Source organism: Desulfuromonas carbonis (assembly GCF_054658035.1).
In genome coordinates this window covers 88,635-108,924 of record NZ_BAAHXR010000003.1, presented here as the reverse complement: position 1 = coordinate 108,924, position 20,290 = coordinate 88,635, and the positions used below count along the sequence as shown (strand labels likewise).

The 20,290-nt window shown below is 65.4% G+C and carries 21 protein-coding genes; 14 read left to right on the top strand and 7 right to left on the bottom strand.

Annotation, left to right across the window (positions count from 1 at the left end; translation table 11 throughout):
• Positions 1-5 precede the first annotated feature (5 nt).
• Genes ACYQ8E_RS07495 through ACYQ8E_RS07480 form a run of 4 tightly spaced genes read right to left on the bottom strand, consistent with a single transcriptional unit; the run spans position 6 to position 5,425 of the window.
• The gene (locus ACYQ8E_RS07495) at positions 6-1,967 is read right to left on the bottom strand and encodes a proton-conducting transporter transmembrane domain-containing protein (RefSeq protein ID WP_459860551.1); all 1,962 of its coding nucleotides are present in this window, start codon (positions 1,965-1,967) and stop codon (positions 6-8) included.
• A 1-nt stretch (position 1,968) separates the two neighbouring features.
• Entirely contained in the window at positions 1,969-3,957 is a 1,989-nt protein-coding gene (locus tag ACYQ8E_RS07490; protein WP_459860549.1) for a proton-conducting transporter transmembrane domain-containing protein, read from the bottom strand.
• Positions 3,954-4,697: a YoaK family protein gene (locus tag ACYQ8E_RS07485; protein WP_459860547.1), complete on the bottom strand. Its 744-nt coding sequence runs from the start codon at positions 4,695-4,697 to the stop codon at positions 3,954-3,956. Before ACYQ8E_RS07485 ends, ACYQ8E_RS07490 begins: the two co-directional genes overlap by 4 nt.
• A gap of 26 nt (positions 4,698-4,723) precedes the next feature.
• Positions 4,724-5,425, bottom strand: a complete 702-nt coding sequence (locus ACYQ8E_RS07480) for a PTS sugar transporter subunit IIA (protein WP_459860545.1) — start codon at positions 5,423-5,425, stop codon at positions 4,724-4,726.
• Between the two features lie 222 nt (positions 5,426-5,647).
• Between ACYQ8E_RS07480 and ACYQ8E_RS07475 the strand changes: the two genes are divergently transcribed.
• The 10 genes from ACYQ8E_RS07475 (at position 5,648) to gcvPB (ending at position 14,740) form a co-directional block, all read left to right on the top strand.
• The gene (locus ACYQ8E_RS07475; RefSeq protein WP_066727986.1) at positions 5,648-5,902 is read left to right on the top strand and encodes an FmdB family zinc ribbon protein; all 255 of its coding nucleotides are present in this window, start codon (positions 5,648-5,650) and stop codon (positions 5,900-5,902) included.
• A gap of 167 nt (positions 5,903-6,069) precedes the next feature.
• A complete protein-coding gene (locus ACYQ8E_RS07470; RefSeq protein WP_066727985.1) occupies positions 6,070-6,582 on the top strand; it encodes a GAF domain-containing protein in 513 nt (170 codons plus the stop codon).
• A gap of 60 nt (positions 6,583-6,642) precedes the next feature.
• A complete protein-coding gene (locus ACYQ8E_RS07465; protein WP_459860543.1) occupies positions 6,643-7,719 on the top strand; it encodes an aminopeptidase in 1,077 nt (358 codons plus the stop codon).
• Positions 7,720-7,820: 101 nt separating this feature from the next.
• Positions 7,821-8,678: a bifunctional methylenetetrahydrofolate dehydrogenase/methenyltetrahydrofolate cyclohydrolase FolD gene (gene folD, locus ACYQ8E_RS07460; protein WP_459860541.1), complete on the top strand. Its 858-nt coding sequence runs from the start codon at positions 7,821-7,823 to the stop codon at positions 8,676-8,678.
• A gap of 27 nt (positions 8,679-8,705) precedes the next feature.
• Positions 8,706-9,350 (top strand): methylenetetrahydrofolate reductase C-terminal domain-containing protein, encoded by a 645-nt coding sequence (locus ACYQ8E_RS07455; RefSeq protein WP_066727983.1) that lies wholly within the window; start codon positions 8,706-8,708, stop codon positions 9,348-9,350.
• 67 nt (positions 9,351-9,417) lie between these two features.
• Positions 9,418-10,272, top strand: coding sequence for a methylenetetrahydrofolate reductase (locus ACYQ8E_RS07450; RefSeq protein ID WP_459860539.1), 855 nt, complete (start codon positions 9,418-9,420; stop codon positions 10,270-10,272).
• Positions 10,273-10,354: 82 nt separating this feature from the next.
• Positions 10,355-11,449 (top strand): glycine cleavage system aminomethyltransferase GcvT, encoded by a 1,095-nt coding sequence (gcvT, locus tag ACYQ8E_RS07445; RefSeq protein ID WP_459860537.1) that lies wholly within the window; start codon positions 10,355-10,357, stop codon positions 11,447-11,449.
• A 70-nt stretch (positions 11,450-11,519) separates the two neighbouring features.
• Positions 11,520-11,906, top strand: a complete 387-nt coding sequence (gcvH, locus tag ACYQ8E_RS07440; RefSeq protein ID WP_066727980.1) for a glycine cleavage system protein GcvH — start codon at positions 11,520-11,522, stop codon at positions 11,904-11,906.
• A 30-nt stretch (positions 11,907-11,936) separates the two neighbouring features.
• Entirely contained in the window at positions 11,937-13,286 is a 1,350-nt protein-coding gene (gene gcvPA, locus ACYQ8E_RS07435; RefSeq protein ID WP_066727979.1) for an aminomethyl-transferring glycine dehydrogenase subunit GcvPA, read from the top strand.
• Entirely contained in the window at positions 13,283-14,740 is a 1,458-nt protein-coding gene (gcvPB, locus tag ACYQ8E_RS07430) for an aminomethyl-transferring glycine dehydrogenase subunit GcvPB (protein ID WP_066727978.1), read from the top strand. The genes gcvPA and gcvPB overlap by 4 nt, the downstream gene beginning before the upstream one ends.
• 193 nt (positions 14,741-14,933) lie before the next feature.
• On the opposite strand, the gene ACYQ8E_RS07425 is transcribed toward gcvPB, so the two are convergent.
• A complete protein-coding gene (locus ACYQ8E_RS07425; RefSeq protein WP_066727977.1) occupies positions 14,934-15,833 on the bottom strand; it encodes an energy transducer TonB in 900 nt (299 codons plus the stop codon).
• A 179-nt stretch (positions 15,834-16,012) separates the two neighbouring features.
• On the opposite strand from ACYQ8E_RS07425, the gene pta reads away from it, so the two are divergent.
• On the top strand, positions 16,013-17,014 hold the full coding sequence (pta, locus tag ACYQ8E_RS07420) for a phosphate acetyltransferase (protein ID WP_066727976.1): 1,002 nt from the start codon (positions 16,013-16,015) through the stop codon (positions 17,012-17,014).
• A gap of 201 nt (positions 17,015-17,215) precedes the next feature.
• Here pta and ACYQ8E_RS07415 read toward each other — a convergent pair whose 3' ends face one another.
• Together ACYQ8E_RS07415 and ACYQ8E_RS07410 are read right to left on the bottom strand one after the other, a co-directional pair.
• Positions 17,216-18,139, bottom strand: coding sequence for a 3-oxoacyl-ACP synthase III family protein (locus ACYQ8E_RS07415; protein ID WP_066727975.1), 924 nt, complete (start codon positions 18,137-18,139; stop codon positions 17,216-17,218).
• Between the two features lie 100 nt (positions 18,140-18,239).
• A complete protein-coding gene (locus ACYQ8E_RS07410; RefSeq protein WP_231875425.1) occupies positions 18,240-19,499 on the bottom strand; it encodes an acetate kinase in 1,260 nt (419 codons plus the stop codon).
• Here ACYQ8E_RS07410 and ACYQ8E_RS07405 point away from each other — a divergent pair.
• The 3 genes from ACYQ8E_RS07405 (at position 19,381) to ACYQ8E_RS07395 (ending at position 20,255) form a co-directional block, all read left to right on the top strand.
• The gene (locus ACYQ8E_RS07405; RefSeq protein ID WP_231875434.1) at positions 19,381-19,665 is read left to right on the top strand and encodes a hypothetical protein; all 285 of its coding nucleotides are present in this window, start codon (positions 19,381-19,383) and stop codon (positions 19,663-19,665) included. The two genes, ACYQ8E_RS07410 and ACYQ8E_RS07405, sit on opposite strands and share 119 nt — an antisense overlap.
• Before the next feature lie 145 nt (positions 19,666-19,810).
• Positions 19,811-19,981 carry a ferredoxin family protein gene (locus ACYQ8E_RS07400; protein ID WP_066727973.1) on the top strand — a complete coding sequence of 57 codons (171 nt, stop codon included), beginning with the start codon at positions 19,811-19,813 and terminating at the stop codon, positions 19,979-19,981.
• Positions 19,982-20,060: 79 nt separating this feature from the next.
• A complete protein-coding gene (locus ACYQ8E_RS07395; RefSeq protein WP_066727972.1) occupies positions 20,061-20,255 on the top strand; it encodes a twin-arginine translocase TatA/TatE family subunit in 195 nt (64 codons plus the stop codon).
• Positions 20,256-20,290 lie beyond the last annotated feature (35 nt).

The following is a 20,290-nucleotide window of genomic DNA, read 5'->3' as shown; positions in this document are numbered from 1 at the left end:
TCCTTTCAACGGCTGAGCAGGGTCAGCAGAACGACCACGGTCAAGGCGATGTAGAACAGGTAGCTGGCGACGAGGCCGTTCTGGATGCCGCGCCGCAGCCGGTAGAGGAGCCGGGCGAGGCCGGAAAAGAGCGGGGTCAGGCCGCGATCGAGGACCGGGTCCGGCGTATGCCCGGCCAACTCGGCGCGCTCGGGAAAGAGGCCGGCCACCCTCCCACCGTGCCGTTCACTGCCGAGAACGAAGCGGAACAGCCGGACCAGTCCGTCGGCAAAGGAACTGGCGCTGTACTGCATGCGCGGGGTGGAAAGGGGATAGCCGCAGCCCCAGGTGCCGCATTGGCGCGGCGCCGCGGCACTGCGCCGGCGCAGCCACCAGCCCACGAGCAGGAGGAGGGCGACAAGCAGCCAGCCGGCGCCACCAATGACCGTCAGCGGCGCCAGCTGCGGGGCGAGGGGGGGGAGTGGCAGCGCCCCGGTCCAGGCCTGCGCGGCCCGTTCCAGCAGCGGGCGCAGGCTCCCCGGCAGCAGGCCGATCCCGGCACAGGCGAGGAGGAGCAGCGCCATCGGCCAGAGCATCACCGGCGGCGCTTCCTGGGCGTGCGCGGCAGCCTCGCTGCGAGCCGTGCCGAGAAAACTGAGGCCGAAGACCTTGACGAAGCAGGCCAGCGCCAGCCCGCCGATCAAGGCCAGGGCCGGCGCGGCAAACAGCGCACCGGGAAGGGGCGATCCGCTCACAGCGAGGGTCTGGAAGGCGCCGAGGTAGATCAGCCACTCGCTGACGAAGCCGTTGAAGGGGGGGAGGCCGCTGATCGCCACCGCGCCGCCGAGGAAGAGGAGCCCGGTCCAGCGCTGACGCCCGAGCAGGCCGCCGAAATGACCGATCTCGCGACTGCCGGTGGCATGGATCATCGATCCGGCGCCAAGAAAGAGGAGCGACTTGAAGAGCCCGTGGTTGGCCACGTGCAGCAGGCATCCGGAGAGGCCGAGGAGCACCAGCTCCGGCTGCCCGTAGCTGCGGCCGAGCAGGGCCAGTCCGAGGCCGAGGGCGATGATGCCGATATTCTCGACGCTGTGATAGGCGAGCAGCCGCTTGATGTCATGCTGGGCCAGGGCGAGAGCCACGCCGAGGATGCCGGAGACCGCGCCGAGGAGCAGCACCGTCCATCCCCACCAGGGGGGGATGGCGGCAAAGAAGGAGGTAAGCCGTACCAGGCCGTAGATGCCGGTCTTGATCATCACCCCGGAGAGGAGGGCCGAGGCGTGGCTGGGGGCGGCGGCATGGGCGCCGGGGAGCCAGACGTGCAGCGGCATCAGGCCGGCCTTCATGCCGAAGCCGAAGAGGGCGAGCAGGAAGACCGCACTGCCGGCCGCCGGGAGGCTGCCGGCCGCCGGCCAGATGCCGCTCCCGCCGCCGGGAGGGAGCAGGGCGAAGAGGCCGAAGAGGGCGAGGGTACCGCTGTGGGTGGCGATCAGGTAGATGTAGCCGGCCCGGCGCGCCTCCGCCTTTTCGTCTTCGGTAGTGATCAGGAAATAGCCCGAAAGGGCCATCGTCTCCCAGGCGAGGAGAAAGAGAAGGCTGTTGCGGGCCGTCAGCAGCAGCAGCATGGCGCCGGCGATCAGGCCGTAGAAGAGGCGCAGCTTGCGGCCGTTGCCCGGATGCCGGTGTTGCGGCCAGTAGCCGAGGCTGTAACAGGCGCCGGTGGCGACGACCAATAGCAGCGGTGCGACAAAGGCCGCCGAGATGGCGTCCAGTTCGAGGACGAAGCGGCCGCCGGGAACGGCCCAGTGGGCGTCGAGAAGCAGACTCTGGCCGCAGAAGATGCCGATCAGGGGCCAGGTGCAGATAAGGACCCCGGTCAGGAGCAGGCCGCAGGCGATCCGCTCGCCACCCTGTCCGTCCCGGGGGAGGAAGAGGCCGGGGATTCCGGAGCCGGCGATCAGCAGTAGTCCGAGGAGCAGCCAGAGCATCCTATCCTCCCCGTTCCATCCAGAAGGTCCAGGCGAGCAGCAGAGTGATCGCCGCGAACATGTAGAGGAGGTAGACCGGCAAGCGTCCCTGCTGCAGCCAGCGCAATCGCTGGCAGCGCTCGGCACACCAGGCGAAGAAGGGTTGCCAGGAATGGACCAGCACCGGGTCGAGAAAGGTCAGGCGCAGCGCCGCCGGTTCTGCCGAAAGGCCGCCGACCCGGCCCCCCTCGGCCGCCGGGGCGAGGCTCCGCGGGAGGATGCCGTGGCTCAGCAGGCCGGAAAAGGCGGCGCCGGTGTAGGCCATGCGCGGCGTCGGCACGGGGTAGCCGCAGCCCCAGGTGGCGGCCGTCGCCTGCGGTCGCACCCGGCGCAGCCAGCGCAACAGCACCCCCGCCGTCAGCAGGGCCAGGATCAGGATGCCGCCGGCGTGGCCAAGCCGGGCCAGGGATGGCGGCAGCAGGAAGAGTTCCGGACCGGGGAGCAACTGGGCCAGGGGGCCCTGCAGCAGGTGGAACACCCCCTGCGGGCATAGGGCGATGGCCATACAGCCGCCGAACAGCAGCACCATGGGCCCAAGCATCAGCGGGGTCGCCTCGTGGGCCCGTCTGGCCGCTTCCTCCCGGCCTTCCCCGAGCAGGCAGATGCCGATCAGCCGGACAAAGGTCACCAGCGCCAGGGCGCCGACGGTGCCGAGCAGGCCGATCAGGAGCAGCGCCGGCAGGGCGATGAAGTTGGTCGGCAGCAGGCCGGCCTGCAGCAGGCCGAGGTAGATCAGCCACTCGCTGATCAGGCCGTTCAAGGGGGGAAGGGCACTGATTGCCAGGCTGCCGCCGATCCAGAGCAGGCCGGTCAGCGGCATGCGGCGCAGCAACCCGCCCATGCGGTTCATGTTGCGCGTGCCAGTGGCGTGAACCAGCGCGCCGGCACCCAGAAACATCAGGCCCTTGAAGAGGGCGTGGTTCCAGATATGCAACATCCCCCCGGCGAAGGCGAGGAGCGCGATGGCAGGATGTCCCTGGGCCTGGGCCACCAGGCCGAAACCGAGACCGAGAAAGATGATACCGACATTCTCGATGGTTGAATAGGCGAGGCAGCGCTTGATGTCAGACTGCAGGCAGGCGAGGGCGATGCCGTAGAGGGCGCCGAGGCTGCCGAGGCCGGCGAGGAGCCAGCCCCACCAGGCCGGCGCCGGCGGCAGCAGGGTGAGGATGCGCAGGAGGCCGTAGATGCCGGTCTTGACCAGCACCCCCGACATCAGGGCGGAGATGTGACTCGGCGCCGCCGGATGGGCGTCGGGGAGCCAGATATGCAGCGGCAGCAGCCCGGCCTTGACGCCGAAGCCGAAGAGGGCGAGGAGAAAGAAACCGGCGGCGTTGGCGGCGGGGAGCTGGCCGAGGGGGGTGAAGGCGGCAAAGTTGAAGCTCCCGCAGTAGACCCCGGCCTCGAGAAAGAGGGCGAGGAGGAGCATCAGTCCGCAGTGGGCAGCAAGCAGGTAGAGCCAGGCGGCGCGGCGCGCCTCGGTGTGGCGATGGTCCCAGGCGACGAGAAAGAAGGAAGTGAGGGTCATGATCTCCCAGGCGGCCAGGAAGAGGACGGCGTTGGCCGCGGTGGCCACCAGCAGCATGGCGGCCAGCAGCAGGTTGTAATGGAACCAGTGGGGGGCCAGCGACCGGGATTTTCCCTCCCCCCGCAGGTAGCTGGCGCCGAAGAGGGCGCAGCAGATGCCGAGGAGCGCGATCGGCAGCACAAACCAGGCCGCCAGCGGGTCGAGCCGCAGGGCGAACACCCCCGCCGGGACCCTCCAGGGGGCGGACCAGGTGAGTTCCCTGCCACCGGCCAGTACCGGCCAGGCCGCGGCCAGGGCGAGGAGGCCGCCGCCGACGCTGCTCAGGGTACCGATCAGGGAGGCGAGGTCCGATCTGCGGCCGGTCAGCAGGGCGCAAAAGGCGCCAGCGGCGAGGAGGACGAAACCGGCGGGGAAACAGGTCATGAGCCGGGCACCTCGTCGGGAGGGAAATAGCCCCAACGGTCGACCGGCAGGTCGGCCCGGTGGCGGCGGCGCCAATCGAAATAGGCCAGCCCGGCGAAAAAGCAGCCGAGGGCAGCCGGGACCAGGGCGGGCACCCCGAAGCGGGCGAACCCGTAGCCTCCCAGCAGGCCACCGCAGAAGAAGCCGCTCAGCAGGCTGCAGAGGAGCGCCAGCTTCCAGAATTCGAGGCGCCGGTAGCGAAGCATCTGGCCAAGGAGGACGCCGATGTCGGTGACCATCCCCGAAACATGGGTGGTGCGGATGATCAGGCCGCAATAGCTGCTGGCCATGGCGTTCTGCAGGCCACAGGCGATGGCGGCGGCGGTGATCCCCTTCATGCTGCCGGTGACGAGGAGCAGGAACGAGAGGCCGAGCACCCCCCCCTCGATCATCATGGCGATGCCGTAACGGCGTCCCGGCACCACCTGGGTGCCGCCGATCAGGGCCCCGCCGAGGATGGCGCCGAGGAGAAAGCCGGCGAAGATGCCGAGGGCGCCGTAGAGATCCTTGAAGTCCCCGGTGGAGAGATCGATGGCGAGGCGCGAGGTGGCGCCGGTCATGTGACTGACCGGGACATGGTAGATGCCGAGCAGGACGACATTGACATAACCGGCGCAGCCGGCCAGCAGCGACCCGTAGAGAAAGACCCAGGGGCGTTCCTGAAACAGCGACGATTTGCGTTTTTCGAGAGAATAGGGCATGACCTGCGGATCGATCCTGCTGTCGGTTAGGGGGTAAGGCGCGCCCGTTTGGTCCCGCGCACTGCCGCTTCGGCCTCGGTGAGGGCGGCAAAGATCGGCTCGCGCCCGGCCTGCTCCTGCAGGGCGTTGCGGAACCCCGGGTCGCGGAGGGCAAAACCGAGCAGTGACAGGAGGTGGAGGTGAATCCGCACGGAGGGGGAGAGGACGGTCAGCAGGATTTGAACCGGCGCGCCGTCGAGGGCCTTGAAGTCGACGGGGTTTTCCAGAAAGCAGAGGGTGACCGAGGGCTTGACGATGTGAACCAGGGGTGGATTGCGGGGGTGGGGGAGGGCAATGCCGGCGCCGATGGCGGTTGAGGCCAGTTCCTCCCGGGCGATCAGGACCTTGCGCAGGTAATCGCGGTCGACCTCGTCGGGGAGGCGCAGATGGCCGACCACGTCGGCGAGCACCTCGTCCTGGCTCTTCCCCTCGATGCGGTAGAAGACGCCGCCGGCTTCGAGGGCTTCGCCCAGGCTCGGCAGCGGCTGCGAACCGGTTTCCGGCTCACTGAAGGCCTCCGCGGAGACCCCCATGCGCCGGGAGGTCGCCCACTCGATCAGTTCCGCCCGGTTGAAGCGGTAGCTTTCATGGATCTTGTAGGCCGGAATGATCTCCTGCTTGATCCAGCGGTAGATGGTCTTTTCCGATACCGACAGCAGCGCGGCGGCGCTTTTAACAGAAAGGTTCATTTTTACCTCATGAATCTTATTTGTCTCATGCGCTGGACAATTATGGACATTACTGCAAGGGGGAGACGAATGTCAATCGGTGTTCTTGGCGAAAACCGAAAAATGTGCGCCGGTTTGGCCGTCATCGCCGCCCGGCGCAAAAGATCACTCCGGGCACCCTTGACAAGGGCGGGGGAAAGCCATTAGATTGGCAACGAATTTATCGACCTGGAGGAACCTGTCATGCCCGTTTACGAATACCAGTGTGAAGCCTGTCAGCAGATTGTCGAAGCCCGCCAGAAATTTTCCGATGCGCCCCTCACCGAATGCCGGGCGTGCGGTGGACCCCTGAAAAAACTGATCTCCCAGACCGGTTTTGCCCTCAAAGGGGGGGGCTGGTACCAGCAGGGGTACGCCGAGGGGAAGGCCAAGCCGGCCGCCTGCGGCGGCGAGGCGACCGGCGGCTGTGCCGGCTGTCCCAAGGCGGCCAACGGTTGACCGCTGCCGGCATCCGATCCTCGGGCGGGAATTCATTTGACCTCTGTTGCGTCCAGCGCTGACGCGCTATACTAATCTCCTTTCAAGGGTGAGCCGGAACCGCCCCCAACCGGGCCGGTCGCATAAGGGTTGCTTTGCATTGCCGGGTACTGCCCGAGGAGGAGCCGATGACACTGGAAGAACTCTGTACGACCCTGGACGTTCAGCTCGCCTCCCGCACCAGCGAAGAAGAGCGGATGAGCGCAGCGGTGCAGGCGCTCTGCCAGATTTACAAGGTCAAGCCCGGGGAGGTCGCCTTCTTCCGCTATTCTCCGGAGGGGCAGTCCCTCTCCTTTCGCTGGCCGCTCCGCCTGGCCAAGACGGGCACCATTCCGCTGAGCTCGGCCGATGCCCTGATCTCCCGGACCGTGCAGGAGAAGAAGGGGTTTATCAACAACCACTTCGCGTCGGCCCGCCACGTCGCCATTTTTGAGCAGATTCGCACCGACCCGGATGCCTCCGAAGCGCCCAAGCCGATCCAGAAGATCATGAGCGTTCCGCTCTGGAAAGAGGAGGCAATCATCGGCGTCCTCCAGGTCTGCCGCAAGGGGGCCGACCAGCAGCTGGCTGGCAGCGATTTTGGCAAGGGGGAGCTGCTGGCACTGACCGAGCTGGCCAAGGTCTGTGGCCGCCACCTCTGATCTTCTGCTCGACCTGAGCCCCAACCTCCCAATACCTGCCGGACCGGAAAGGAGCGGACCATGAGGCTGCGTCGCTGGTGCGGACTGCTGGTCCTGCTGCTGGCAGGTCTGTTCCCCCTTGGCCTCGGCGCCTGTGGTGATCTTGGCTACTATCGCCAGGCCGCCCAGGGACAATGGGATCTCCTCTCCCGGCGGCGCGATATCCAGCGCCTCATCGATGACCCGACCACCGCCCCTGATCTGCGCCAGAAACTGACCACCATCCTCGCGATCCGCGAATTTGCCAGCCGCGAGCTCGGTCTGCCCGACAACGGCAGCTATCGCTGCTATGCCGACCTCGAGCGCCCCTGCGTGGTCTGGAATGTGGTCGCGGCCCCCGAATTCTCCCTGGAGCCCCGCCGCTGGTGCTTTCCGGTCGCCGGCTGCGTCCCCTACCGCGGCTATTATGCCGAGGCCGCCGCCCGGGAGTTTGCTGCCGGCCTTGCCAGCGGTGGCGACGATGTCTACGTCTACGGGGTGACGGCCTATTCGACCCTCGGCTGGTTCGACGACCCGGTCCTTAACACCTTTGTCCAGGGTCCGACCGCTGCGACCGCCGGCCTGATCTTTCACGAACTGGCGCACCAGCAGGTCTATGCCAAGGGGGATGCCGATTTCAACGAGGCCTTCGCCATGACGGTGGAGATCGCCGGGGTCGAGCGCTGGCTCGACCGCTATGGCGATGATGCCGCCCGTCAGGCCCATCAACTCCGGGAAGGGCGCCAGGCCGAGTTCCTGGCCCTGGTCAGCGTAACCCGTGGCCGCCTCGCAGCGCTCTACGGCGAAGAGCTGCCGGCGGCAGAAATGCGGCGCGCGAAGGCGGCGATCCTGGCCGACATGCGCGTCGCCCATGAGCGCCTCAAGGCGAGTTGGCAGGGCTATGCCGGGTATGACCGCTGGTTTGCCGAACCGCTCAACAATGGCCGCTTTGTCGCGGTGAATACCTACCGCCGCCTGCTCCCGGCCTTTCAGCAGCTGCTCGCCGAGCAGGACGGGGACCTGCCGCGCTTTTATGCCGCGGTGCAGACCCTCGCCGACCTCCCGCTAGCGGCACGGCGCCAGCGCCTCGCCGCGCTCCTCGAAAAATCGGCGGGTTAGCCGGCAAACCCAGCCAGGGCGGGCATTTGCGCAGCCTTTTTCTTTACAAGCCGGGAGGGGTTGTGTAGAGTTGACTTCCATTTTCAGGGAGGTGTCAGCAGGTGGAAAAGATTATTGACGGCAAGGCAATCGCCGCCCGGCTGCGCGAGGCGATCGCGGCAGACGTGGCACAACTGAAAGCGTTCGGAACGACTCCCGGGCTGGCGGTGGTGCTGGTCGGTGACGACCCGGCGAGCCGCGTTTATGTATCGATGAAGGAGAAGGCCTGCGAGCAGGCCGGGATCTATTCCGACGAGCACAAGCTGCCGGCGCAGACCAGCGAGGCGCAGCTTCTCGCCCTGATCGACGAACTCAACCGCGACCCCCGCATCGACGGAATCCTGGTGCAGTTGCCGCTCCCCGCTCAGATCGACGAGGGGAAGGTACTCGAGGCGATCTCGCCGCAAAAGGACGTCGACGGTTTCCACCCCTACAACGTCGGCCGTCTGGTGACCGGCAATCCCCTCTTCCAGCCCTGCACCCCCTACGGGGTAATGAAGATGCTCGAGGCGACCGGGGTCGACCTGAAAGGGAAGGAAGTGGTGGTGGTCGGTCGCTCCAATATCGTCGGCAAGCCGGTGGCGCTGATGTGCCTTGCCGAGCACGCCACGGTGACCATCTGTCATTCCCGCACCCGTGATCTCGCCGCCAAGGTGGCAGCGGCCGATGTGGTGATCGCCGCCGTCGGCCGCCCGGAGATGATCAAGGGCGCCTGGATCAAGGAGGGCGCGGTCGTTATCGATGTCGGCGTCAACCGGATCGGTGACAAGAAACTGGTCGGCGACGTCGAGTTCGAGGCGGCCAAAGCGCGGGCCAGCGCCATCACCCCGGTCCCCGGCGGCGTCGGTCCGATGACGATTACCATGCTCCTCTACAACACGGTCGAGAGCGCCAAGCGCCGCGCCGCGGCCAAGGCCTAGAAACGGGGCGGCCCCCCCGATAGCCGGATGATTATCAGCGAACAGAAAAATCCCGCGGAGATTCTTGCCGCCATCGACGGGTTGCAACGACTCTTCCTGGTCGGCTGCGCGGCCTGCGCCACCGCCTGCAAGGCAGGGGGGGAGGAAGAGGTCTTCCGGCTCCAGGAGTGGTTGCAGGAACAGGGGCGCGAGGTGACCGGCAGCATGATCGTCGACGAGGCGTGCCACATCCTGCGCGCCGCCCGCGACCTGCGCCAGCATCGGGCCGCGGTCGACAGCGCCGAAGCGCTGCTGGTTCTGGCCTGCGGCTCCGGTATCCAGTCGCTCTCTGCCAATACCGACTTGCGGGTCATCGGCGGCCTCAACTCACTCTTCCTCGGCAATGTCCGCCGCGTCGGGCAGTACGAGGAGAAATGTTCGCTGTGCGGGGATTGCATCCTCAATGAGACCGCCGGCATCTGCCCAGTCACCACCTGTGCCAAAGGGCTTCTCAACGGCCCCTGCGGCGGCATGGAGCAGGGGCGCTGCGAGGCCGACCGCGAGCTCGACTGCGCCTGGAACCTGATCTTTGAGCGCCTCAAGCGCCAGGGGCGCAAGGGGGTCTTCGCCCGCCCGGTCCCGCCCAAGAACTGGGGGAAGGTCCGCAAGCCGGGAAAATTGAACCTCCGATAGCGAGTGGCGAATTCGCCCAGGCCCTTTCCCACTCAGAACCCAGCTCTCCGAACTTTTCCGAGTCTCCATGTCCCTGCTGCAGCAACAACTGGCCGCCGGCAGCTTTGTTGTCACCGCCGAAATCGCGCCCCCCAAGGGGTGCGACGTCGGCGAGGCGCTGGCCAAGGCGCAGCAGCTCTCCGGGGTGACGGCGATCAACGTCACTGACAACCAGGGGGCGAACATGCGCCTCAGCCCGCTGGCCCTGGCCGGGATGCTGGTGCGGGAGGGGTTCGAGCCGATCCTGCAGCTCACCTGCCGCGACCGCAATCGCATGGCGCTGCAGGCCGATCTGCTCGGCGCTGCTGCTCTCGGCATCGAGAACCTGCTCCTCCTCTCCGGCGACCACGCCCGCTTCGGCGATCACCCCCAGGCGCGGGCAGTCTTCGACCTCGATTCGGTGCAGCTGCTGCAGGTTGCCGACGGCCTGGCGCGGGGGAGCGACATGGCCGGCAAGGCGCTGCGCGGAACGCCGCGCTTCTTCGCCGGGGCGGCGGTGACGCCGGAAGCCGAGCCCTTCGAGCTGATGTTCCAGAAGTTCGACAAGAAGATCAAGAACGGCGCCCGCTTCTTTCAGACCCAGGCGGTTTTCGATACCGATCGGCTCAAGACCTTCATGGCGGCCGCGCGCCCCCTGGGCGTGCCGGTGCTGCTTGGCGTGCTGCTCCTCAAGAGCGCCAGGATGGCCCGCTTTCTCAACGACCATATCCCCGGGGTGCGGGTGCCGGAAAGGCTGATCGCCCGCCTCGAAGGGGCTGCCGACCCCCGCGCCGAGGGAGTCGCCATCGCCCGGGAGCTGGTCGCCGCCGCCCGCGCCGAGTGCCAGGGGGTGCACCTGATGACCCTCGGCGGCGAGGAGCTGATCCCGGAGATTCTGGGATGATTCTGAATGTTGAATTCTGAATTTTGAATTTTGAGTTGAACGCGAAATTCAAAATTTTACCTTGCCCTGCCACGGAGGAACCATGCTGAAGAAGACCCCGTTGAATGATGCGCACCGCAAGCTCGGCGCCCGCATGGTCGAGTTCGGTGGCTGGGACATGCCGGTGCAGTACCGCGGGGTGATCGAGGAACACCTGGCGGTGCGCAACGCCGCCGGCCTCTTCGACGTCTCCCACATGGGCGAGATCGAAGTCCGGGGACCGGGGGCGCTGGCCTACGTCCAGGAGCTGACCATCAACGACGCTGCGCGGCTGGTCAACGGCCAGGTCCAGTACAGCGCCTTCTGCTACCCCCACGGCGGGGTCGTGGATGATGTCACCCTCTACCGCTTCGACGCCGAGCATTACCTCTTCTGCGTCAACGCCGCCAACGCCGACAAGGATTTCGCCTGGATGGAGCAGGTCCTCGCGGAGGGGGACTTCCCCGGCGTGACCCTGCGCAACCTCAGCAACGACTTCGCCCAACTCGCCCTGCAGGGGCCGGCCGCCGAAGCGATCCTGGCCCGGCTCACCGCCACCGACCTCGCCGCGATCCGCTACTATCATTTTGCCGAAGGAGTGGTCGACGGCGTGCCGGCGATCATCTCCCGTACCGGCTATACCGGGGAAGCCGGCTTCGAGCTCTACTTCGCCCCCGCCGCCGCCGAGCAGCTCTGGAATGCCCTGCTCGAGGTCGGTCGCGAGGACGGCCTCGTCCCGATCGGCCTCGGCGCCCGCGATACCCTGCGGCTGGAGATGAAGTACGCCCTCTACGGTCACGAGCTTTCCCCGGAGATCTCGCCGCTGGAGGGGGGTATCGGCTGGATCACCAAGCTCGACAAGCCGAGCTTTATCGGCGCCGCGGCTCTGCGCAGGCAGCAGGAGACCGGCGTGCCGCGCCGGCTGGTCGGGGTGCAGATGACCGAAGCCGGGGTGCCGCGGGCCGACTATCCCCTCTTTGCCGGCGCCGAGCAGGTCGGCGTCGTCACCAGCGGCACCATGTCGCCGGTGCTGCGGGTCGGTATCGCCCAGGCCCTGGTGCGCCCCGACTGTGCCGCGATTGGAACCCGTTTGAGCGTCGGTATCCGCAATCGCCAGGTCGGCGCGGAAGTGGTAAAGACCCCGTTCATCCAAAAATAGACGTCACTATGCGGCGATCGGCCGATCGCCCCGGGGCGCTGCTGCCGCCCCCATCGCCAAGGAGGAGACCATGGAATTTCCCGAAGAGTTGAAGTACACCGAGGAACACGAATGGGTTCTGATCGAGGAGGAGCTCGTCACCGTCGGCATCACGGACTTTGCCCAGGACGCCCTCGGCGATGTGGTCTTCGTTGAGCTCCCCGAGGTCGGCACGATGGTCGAGGTTGGCAAGCCCTTCGGCGTTGTCGAGTCGGTCAAGGCGGTCTCCGATGTCTATGCCCCCGTCTCCGGCGAAGTGGTCGAGGTCAACGAAGAGCTCCCGGACGCCCCCGAGGTGATCAATACCTCTCCCTACGAGGATGGCTGGATGATCAAGATCCGCCTCAGCGATCCGGCCCAGCTCGACGATCTCCTCGACGCCGATGCCTACCAGGAATTTGTCGCCGAGCAGGACTGAAACGCCTCGACCCTCTACCGGGAGATTGCCATGCGTTACCTGCCCCATACCGAGGAGGACGTGCGCCAGATGCTGGCGGCGATCGGCGTCACCTCCGTCGAGGACCTCTTCTGCGAGGTCCCGCCCGCGGTCCGCTTGCAGCGGCCGCTGCAACTGGGCGCGGCCCTGGCCGAGAGCGACCTGCTGCGCGAATTGCAGCGTCTCGCTGCCCAAAATGCCACCGCCGCCGATTACAGCTCCTTTCTCGGCGGCGGCGCCTACAATCATTTCATCCCGGCGGTGGTCGACCAGCTGGTCTCGCGCAGTGAGTTCTATACCGCCTATACCCCCTACCAGCCCGAAATCAGCCAGGGGACGCTGCAGGCGATCTTCGAGTTCCAGACGCTGATCTGCCAGCTGACCGGCATGGACCAGGCGAATGCCTCCATGTACGACGGCGCCTCGGCCTGTGCCGAAGCGGTGCTGCTGGCGGTCCGCGCCACCCGGCGCCGCAAGGTGATCCTCTCGGCCGGTCTGCATCCCGACTACCGCCAGACGGTCACCACCTATGGCAAATACCTCGGCCTCGACCTGGTGGAAGTCCCCTGTGCAACCACCGGGGGGACCGACGCGGCGCAGCTGGCTGCCTTGATCGACGGCGAGACCGCGGCGCTGGTTGCCGGCTATCCGAACTTCTTCGGCGTCATCGAAGACCTCGCCGGTCTCGCTGCCATCGCCCATGGCGCCGGGGCGCTGCTGGTCAGCGCTACCGCCGAGCCGATCGCCCTTGGCCTGCTCAAGTCGCCGGGTGAACTCGGTGCCGACATCGCCGTCGGCGAGGGACAGAGTTTCGGCATCCCGGTCTCCTATGGCGGTCCCGGCGTCGGCTTCTTCGCCGCGCGCCAGAAGTTCCTGCGCAACATGCCGGGGCGGCTCATCGGCCAGACCCTCGATCGCGATGGCCACCGCGGCTTCGTCCTCACCCTGGCGACACGCGAGCAGCACATCCGGCGCGAAAAGGCGACCTCCAACATCTGTTCCAACCAGGGGCTTTGCGCCCTGATGGTCACTGTCTACCTGGCGCTCCTCGGCAAGGCCGGTATTCGCGAGGTGGCGCAGCAGAACCTGGCCAAGGCGGCCTACGCCCGGAAAGGGCTGGCTGCCCTGCCGGGAGTGACCCTCCCCTTTGCCGGACCGAGTTTTAACGAATTTGTCATCGAAACGCCGCGCCCCGCCGCTGACGTTCTCGCCGCCCTCGCCGAGCGCAGCATCCTCGGCGGCGTTGACCTTGGCCGCTACCGGGCCGCGGACGAGCGCCGCATCCTGGTCTGCGTCACCGAACAGAACCGCCGTGAGGAGATCGATGCCCTGGTCACCGCGCTGCAGGAGGTGCTGGCATGAAGAGTCTGGGAACCAGCGGCCTGGTGCTGAACGAAAAACTCCTCTTTGAACATTCCGACCCCGGTCGGCGCGGCTACAGCCTTCCGCCCCTCGATGTCCCCGCGGCCGAGCTGCCAAAGGAACTGGTGCGGGATGCCGTGGCCGGCTTTCCCGAGCTCTCCGAGATCGACGTGGTGCGTCACTTCACGCGCCTCTCGACCTGGAACTACGGGGTCGACTCCGGGCTCTATCCCCTCGGCAGCTGCACCATGAAGTACAACCCCAAGGTCAATGAGGTGGCGGCGCGGCTCCCCGGTCTCGCCGGGGTGCATCCGCAGACCCCGGAAAAGCTCGCCCAGGGGGCGCTGGCGCTGATGTGCCGGCTGCAGGAGGCGCTCGCCGAGATCTCCGGCTTTCCGGCGGTGACCTTGCAACCGGCCGCCGGTGCCCACGGTGAGCTGGCCGGGATGCTGATGATCCGGGCCTGGCACGAAGCGCAGGGAAATGCGCGACGCAAGGTGATCATCCCCGACACCGCCCACGGCACCAATCCCGCTTCGGCGGCCCTCTGCGGTTACGAGGTGGTCCCGGTCGCCTCCGAAGGGGTCCTTTCGGCCGCCGCCGTGACGGCGCTGATGGACGACGAGGTCGCGGCGCTGATGGTGACCAACCCCAACACCCTCGGCCTCTTCGAGTCGGAGATTCGCGAGATCTGCGCGGTGGTGCATGCCAAGGGGGGACTCGTCTACTGCGACGGCGCCAACCTTAACGCCCTGATGGGGATCGCCCGGCCCGGCGACATGGGGATCGACGTCATGCACTTCAACTTGCACAAGACCTTCTCTACCCCCCATGGTGGCGGCGGACCGGGGTCCGGACCGGTCGGCGTGACCGCGGCCCTCGAACCCTTTCTCCCCTCGCCGGTGGTGGTGCAGGAAAAGGACGGCTACCGTCTCGACAGCGACCGTCCACAGTCGATCGGCCGAATGCGCTCTTTCTATGGCAACTTCGGCATCATGGTGCGCGCCTATGCCTATATCCTGGCAATGGGGGGAGCCGGCCTGCGCCGCGCCAGCGAGCTCGCCGTCCTCAACGCCAACTACGTACGCGCCCGCCTCGAGGGGGCCTTCCACCTGCCGCACCGCAAGCGCTCGCTGCACGAGGTCGTCTTCTCCGATCGCGACCTGAAAGGGGACTGCCATACCCTCGACCTCGCCAAGCGGCTGATCGACTATGGCTATCACCCGCCGACCATCTACTTCCCGCTGGTGGTCAAGGGGGCGATCATGATCGAGCCGACCGAGACCGAATGCATGGAGGTCCTCGACGAGTTCTGCGACGCCCTGCTCGCCATCGCGCGCGAGGCGGAAGAGAACCCCGAGCTTCTCCACGCGGCGCCGGTGCGGACCCGCACCCGGCGTCTCGACGAGACGAGCGCGGCGCGCAATCCGATCCTGAAATGGGAAGATGCATAGTACCCAGTAACCCATAATCTTTCGTGTCTTGCTGGTTATTTTTCGCGCCAGCTGCGTTTTGGTGTTCGCTGTTTAGCTATGGCTAGACAGCGAACATCATGCCTTGCTGACACGAAAAATCCCTGCGCAATCTTCCGAAATCCTATGAGTTACAGGGTACTTGAAAACCGAAGGGCCCCGTCAGGGGCCCTTTTCAGTTGTTGCCGAAGATGTCGCCGAAGCGGGTGGAGTGGGAGCGCAGGAGGCTGTAGCGGAAGAAGGCGAAGACGTTGAGCTGATCTTCTTTGTAGGAGCGGGGGAGTTCGCCATAGGGACCGCCGCGGCGCACGGCGGCGATCGCCTCATTGTCGAGGAGCGGCGAGCCGGAACTCTCCTTGAGCTCGACCTTCAGGACGGTGCCGTCGCGGCGGAAGGTGATCTTCAGCAGGCAGACCCCCTCCTGCCCCGCTTCGGCGGCGCGGGGCGGGTAGTTCCAGACCCGGTAGATACCGTCCTTGAGCCGGCGAAAGAAGGAATTGAGCAGGTCCTGCTCGGTGTCGAGCCAGACCGCGTTTCCTTCGGCCACTTCCTCCCGGGCTTTTTCCCGTGCCTCATTCACTGTTCTGGCAGCGGTACTCTGGGGCAGGGTGATCAATTTTTCCAGCGATGGTGGGCTGGGCTGGAGGGGCGCTTCCGGGGCCGGGGCGGTTTCCGACTGGGCCGGGTGCGGTTCGGTTTTGGCCGGGGCGGTTGTCACTGGTTGCGCCGGGGTCGCTGGCGTCTGCGGCCGGGGCGAAAGTGGTTGGGCCGGGGTCTGGGGCTTGCGATCCTCGAAATCGGCGCCGCGGGGGGCGGTCTCCTTCTCAACCTGCTGGTCGCTGGGACCGAGCCGTTGCGCCGGTTTGGTACGCGGCTGGTTGGGGGTTTCGGGAAGCTCCAGTTCCCGCTCCCGGGGCTGGGTTGGGCGCATTTCGACGACCACCGGCGGCTCGTCAACCGGCGTCGCCGGCAGCAGGCTGTGGCGAGGAACCAGGTAGAGCAGCAGCAGGTGCAGCAGCAGCGAGAGGATCAAAAAGCCGATCAACAACGGATCGGCGCGGTGATTGAGGTCCATAGGCTCCGCACGGGCCCGGTTCGATCCGGGCGCTTGGTCCGGGCCATTATACATGATCCCAACCCCCTGCGGCCAGCGAACAATCGCCCCTTTGGCAACGGCTGGAAAAGGGTTGACCGCATTCGGGCCTTCGGTTATAAAAGAAGCCTTATTCAAACCCCGTTTTGGAGGAGAATGTCATGCATTTAGTTGACCAGATCAAGGCCAAGGCCCGCACCAACCTGCAGACCGTGGTCCTGCCGGAAGGGTACGACGACCGCATGGTGGAAGCGGCCGGCCAGATCGTCGGTGATGGTCTCGCCCGGGTGGTGCTGCTCGGCAATCCCGCGACCCTCACGGCAAAAGCCCAGGAGCTCGGAGCCTCGCTGGCCGGGGTCACCCTGCTCGATCCGAAGACTGCCCCCCAGCTGGAAAGCTATATCGATGAACTGGTGGAGCTGCGCAAGAAGAAGGGGCTCAGCCGCGACGAAGCCCGCGCCCTGCTGACCGCGGACGACAACCTCTATTTCGGCTCGATGATGGTCCGTCGCGGGGATGCCGGCGGCGCCGTGGCCGGCGCTTTCAATACCACCGGCGACGTGCTGCGTGCCGCCTTCCAGGTGATCGGCACCGCCCCCGGCATGAAGACCGTCTCCTCGGTCTTCCTGATGGTCACCAGGACCCCGGAGTTCGGCGAGAACGGCACCATCCTCTTCGCCGACTGCGCCGTCAATCCGAACCCCGACGCCCAGGCGCTGGCGGAGATTGCCGTCGCTACCGCTCGCAGCTGCAAGAGCTTCCTCGGCGCCGAGGCGCGGGTGGCAATGCTCTCCTTCTCGACCAAGGGGAGCGCCAGGCACGACGACGCCGACAAGGTCCTCAAGGCCCTGGAGATCGCCAAGGGGCTCGACCCGGAGCTGCAGATCGACGGCGAGCTGCAGGCCGATGCCGCTCTGCTCCCCAAGGTCGGCGCCAAGAAGGCGCCCGGCTCGTCGGTCGCCGGCAAGGCGAACACCTTGATCTTCCCCGACCTCGACGCCGGCAATATCGGCTACAAGCTGGTAGAACGCCTCGCCGGCGCCGAAGCGGTCGGCCCGATCATCCAGGGCCTGGCCAAGCCGGTCAACGACCTCTCCCGTGGCTGCTCGGTGGCGGACATCATCAGTGTCGCGGCGATCACCGCGGTGCAGGCGCAGGGGTGATGAAAGGCAATTTTGAATTTTGAAATTTGAATCTCAGGTGGGTCGAATTCCCCGAAGCTTGCTTCGATGAAAGCGATCAATCTAAACTTTTGATACCCCGTAGCTTGCTGCGGGGAGATTCATTTGTGAGTTGCAAGATAAAAAGCGGCCGGCGGGGATTCCCGCCGGCCGCTTTAATTTCGGCTCAGTTGGGGGTGTCGATCAGGCGACGCGGCGCAGCAGGCCGCTGGCCCAGGAGAGGCCGACGCCGAAGCCGCTGATGGCGATGGTCTTCACCGCCGGGTCGGCCAGTTCCGATTGCAGCAGCAGTGGAATGGTCGAGGCGCAGCTGTTGCCGAAATCGCAGATTGCGTAGGGGACCTTGGTCAGGGGGACACCGAGCTTGCGGGCGATGGTCTCGACGATGATCTTGCTCCCCTGGTGGAAGAGGAAACGATCAATGTCGGCGATGGCGATGCCGTTTTTGGCGGCCATCTTTTCAATATCGGGGGGGATGGTCTTGGCGGCGAAGTTGAAGACCGCCCGGCCGTTCATGAAGAGGACGCCGTCGCGGGCGATCAGCTTGTCGAATTCGCTTCCCAGGGTGCCAAAGGTGTAGTGTCCGGGAACGAAGCGCGCCTCGTTCGAGATCAGGGTGGCGCCGGCGGCGTCGCCGAAGAGGAGGGCGGTGTTCTTGTCGTCCGGGCTGACCACCTTGGAATAGGGGTCGGCGGTGATCAGGACCCCCTTGCGCAGGCCGTTGGCGGCCATGAAGGCGGTGATGGTGGAAAGCCCGTAGACAAAACCGCTGCAGCCGAGGGAGATGTCGAAACAGGCACAATTCTCCGCCAGGCCGAGCCGGCCATGCACCAGCGCCGAGGTGTGGGGAATGGTGAAGTCGGGATTCTGGGTGACGACGACCAGCGTCTCCACCTCTTCCCGGCGCAGACCGCTGCGGGCCTCGAGGTCGGCGTAGGCTTTCAGGCAGAGGTCCGAAGTCTCTTCCTCGGGCCCCTTGCGGGAGACGCTCCTGACGCCGATCTTCTCCTCGATGAACTGGTCATCGATGGCGAACTGTTCCTTGCGGTCGTAATTGGAAATCCGGTTTTCCGGGATGTAACTGCCGATCTCTGCAATGCCGAGCATGCTCATAAATCCAGTCTTGGGCCAGGGTGAACCTGGGAGATAAAGGGGCCGGCGGCGCGCCGCCGGCCTCTTTGGCGTAGGGCATCAGGGAACGGACCGATTATTTCCGCTGGAAATCGGGACCGGAGAAGGAATAGGAAAAATGCATGTGGTCGGTATAGGTCCCCTCGAGGATCGCCACCACATCTTCGGTAAAGACCAGCTCCTCGTCGGTGGGAATGACGAAAACCTTGACCCGGGATTCCGGCGTGGTGATGACGCTCTCGCGTTTGCGGGTCATGGTGTTGCGGTTCTTCTCCTTGTCGAGAATGATCCCCATGAACTCGAGCCCTTCCAGGGCCATTTCGCGAATCAGCCAGCCCATCTCGCCGACACCGGCGGTGAAGACCACGGCGTCGACGCCGCCGAGGGCCGCCGCATAGGAGCCAATGTACTTTTTCAGCCGGTAGGCCTCAATCTCCAGGGAGAGCTTGCAGCGCTCATCGCCCGCATCCGCCCCCTCGATGACGTCGCGGCGGTCGGTGTACTGGCCGGTGACGCCGAGGACTCCCGCCTTCTTGTTGAGGATGGAGTCGAGCTCCTTGGCAGAAAGGCCTTCTTTTTGCTGGATGAACATCGGGATGGCCGGATCGATGTCACCGCAGCGGGTCCCCATCACCGCCCCTTCGAGGGGGGTGAGGCCCATCGAGGTATCGACGGAGACCCCCCCCTTGATCGCCGAATGGGAGACCCCGTTGCCGATGTGCATGGTGATGATGTTGCAGTCCCTGGGGTCTTTGCCGAGGAGCACCGCCGCCCGCTTGGAGACGTAGAGGTGGCTGGTGCCGTGAAAACCGTAGCGCCGCACGCTGTGTTTTTCGTACCACTCGTAGGGGAGGGGGTAGATAAAGGCGTGGCGCGGCATGGTCTGGTGAAAGGCGGTGTCGAAAATGGCGATGTGGGGGACGTCGGGAAGGTTCTCCTTGGCCGCCTCGATGCCGGAGATGTTGGGAGGGTTGTGCAGCGGCGCGAGGTGCTGAACTTCCTTGATGGCATCGAGGACCGAATCGTCAATCATCACCGAGCGGGCGAACTTTTCGCCGCCGTGCACCACACGATGGCCGACGGCAGAAATCTGGCTCATGTCGGTGACGACGCCATAGCGCTCGCTGGTCAGGGTCTTGATGATCAGGTGAATGGCCACCTTGTGGTCGGGACATTCGTACTCTTCGCGGTACGTCTCCCGCCCGGGAACTTCGTGGATGATGAACGAATCGCCGATCGTCACCCGTTCAACCATCCCCTTGGCGATCACCTCTTTGCGTTTCCAGTCAAACAGCTGGTATTTGACTGACGAACTGCCGCAGTTCAATGCAAGGATATCCACTGAAAAAGTACCTCCTCCGAATTTTCTGGTGATATTGATGCCGAGTGCTGAAGGTGCTGAAAAGATGTTTTATTTCCGCCCGATTCGGGACAGCCAAGTCGCTGCCGGGGCAGTGGAAGTGCCGGAAGCGTATTGTGGAAAACCGGAAAAAATGTTTTAAAAGACTAGCGGAAAGGGGAGTGAAATGCAAGGTTTTTATCGGTTTGCCGGCGGTCCCGGGGGGTGGACAGCAACGCCCGATTCGTGTAGGATGCGGAAAACTGCAAAACAACGTATCCCAGCTTATGGCAGAGGAGGTGAATCCAATGGCCTATACCATTAATGCCGAATGTATCAACTGCGGCGCCTGTGAGCCGGTCTGCCCGGTCGAGGCAATCAGCGAGCAGGGGGATGCCCGTGTCATCAATGCCGAGACCTGCATCGATTGCGGCGCCTGTGTCGACACCTGTCCCGTTGATGCCATCGATGCGCCCTGAGTAAGACCCTTCCGGGGTGGCTGCTGCCACCCCGGAAACTTTTCAGTCCAGCTTTGCAGCAATAACCCCGAGGTGATCGATGTTCGGACTTGGTTCTACGGAACTGATAATTATCCTCGTTCTGGTGCTGGTCATTTTCGGAGCCGGCAAGCTTCCCGAGATCGGTGGTGCCCTGGGGAAGGGGTTGCGCAGCTTTAAAAAGGCGGTGCAGGATCCGAATGAGATCGATGTAACGCCCGATCGTGAAAAGGATGGCAAGCGTCCCGGCCCCTAGCCCGCTTTCCCTCCCCTCCCGAAACGCCGCAAGCC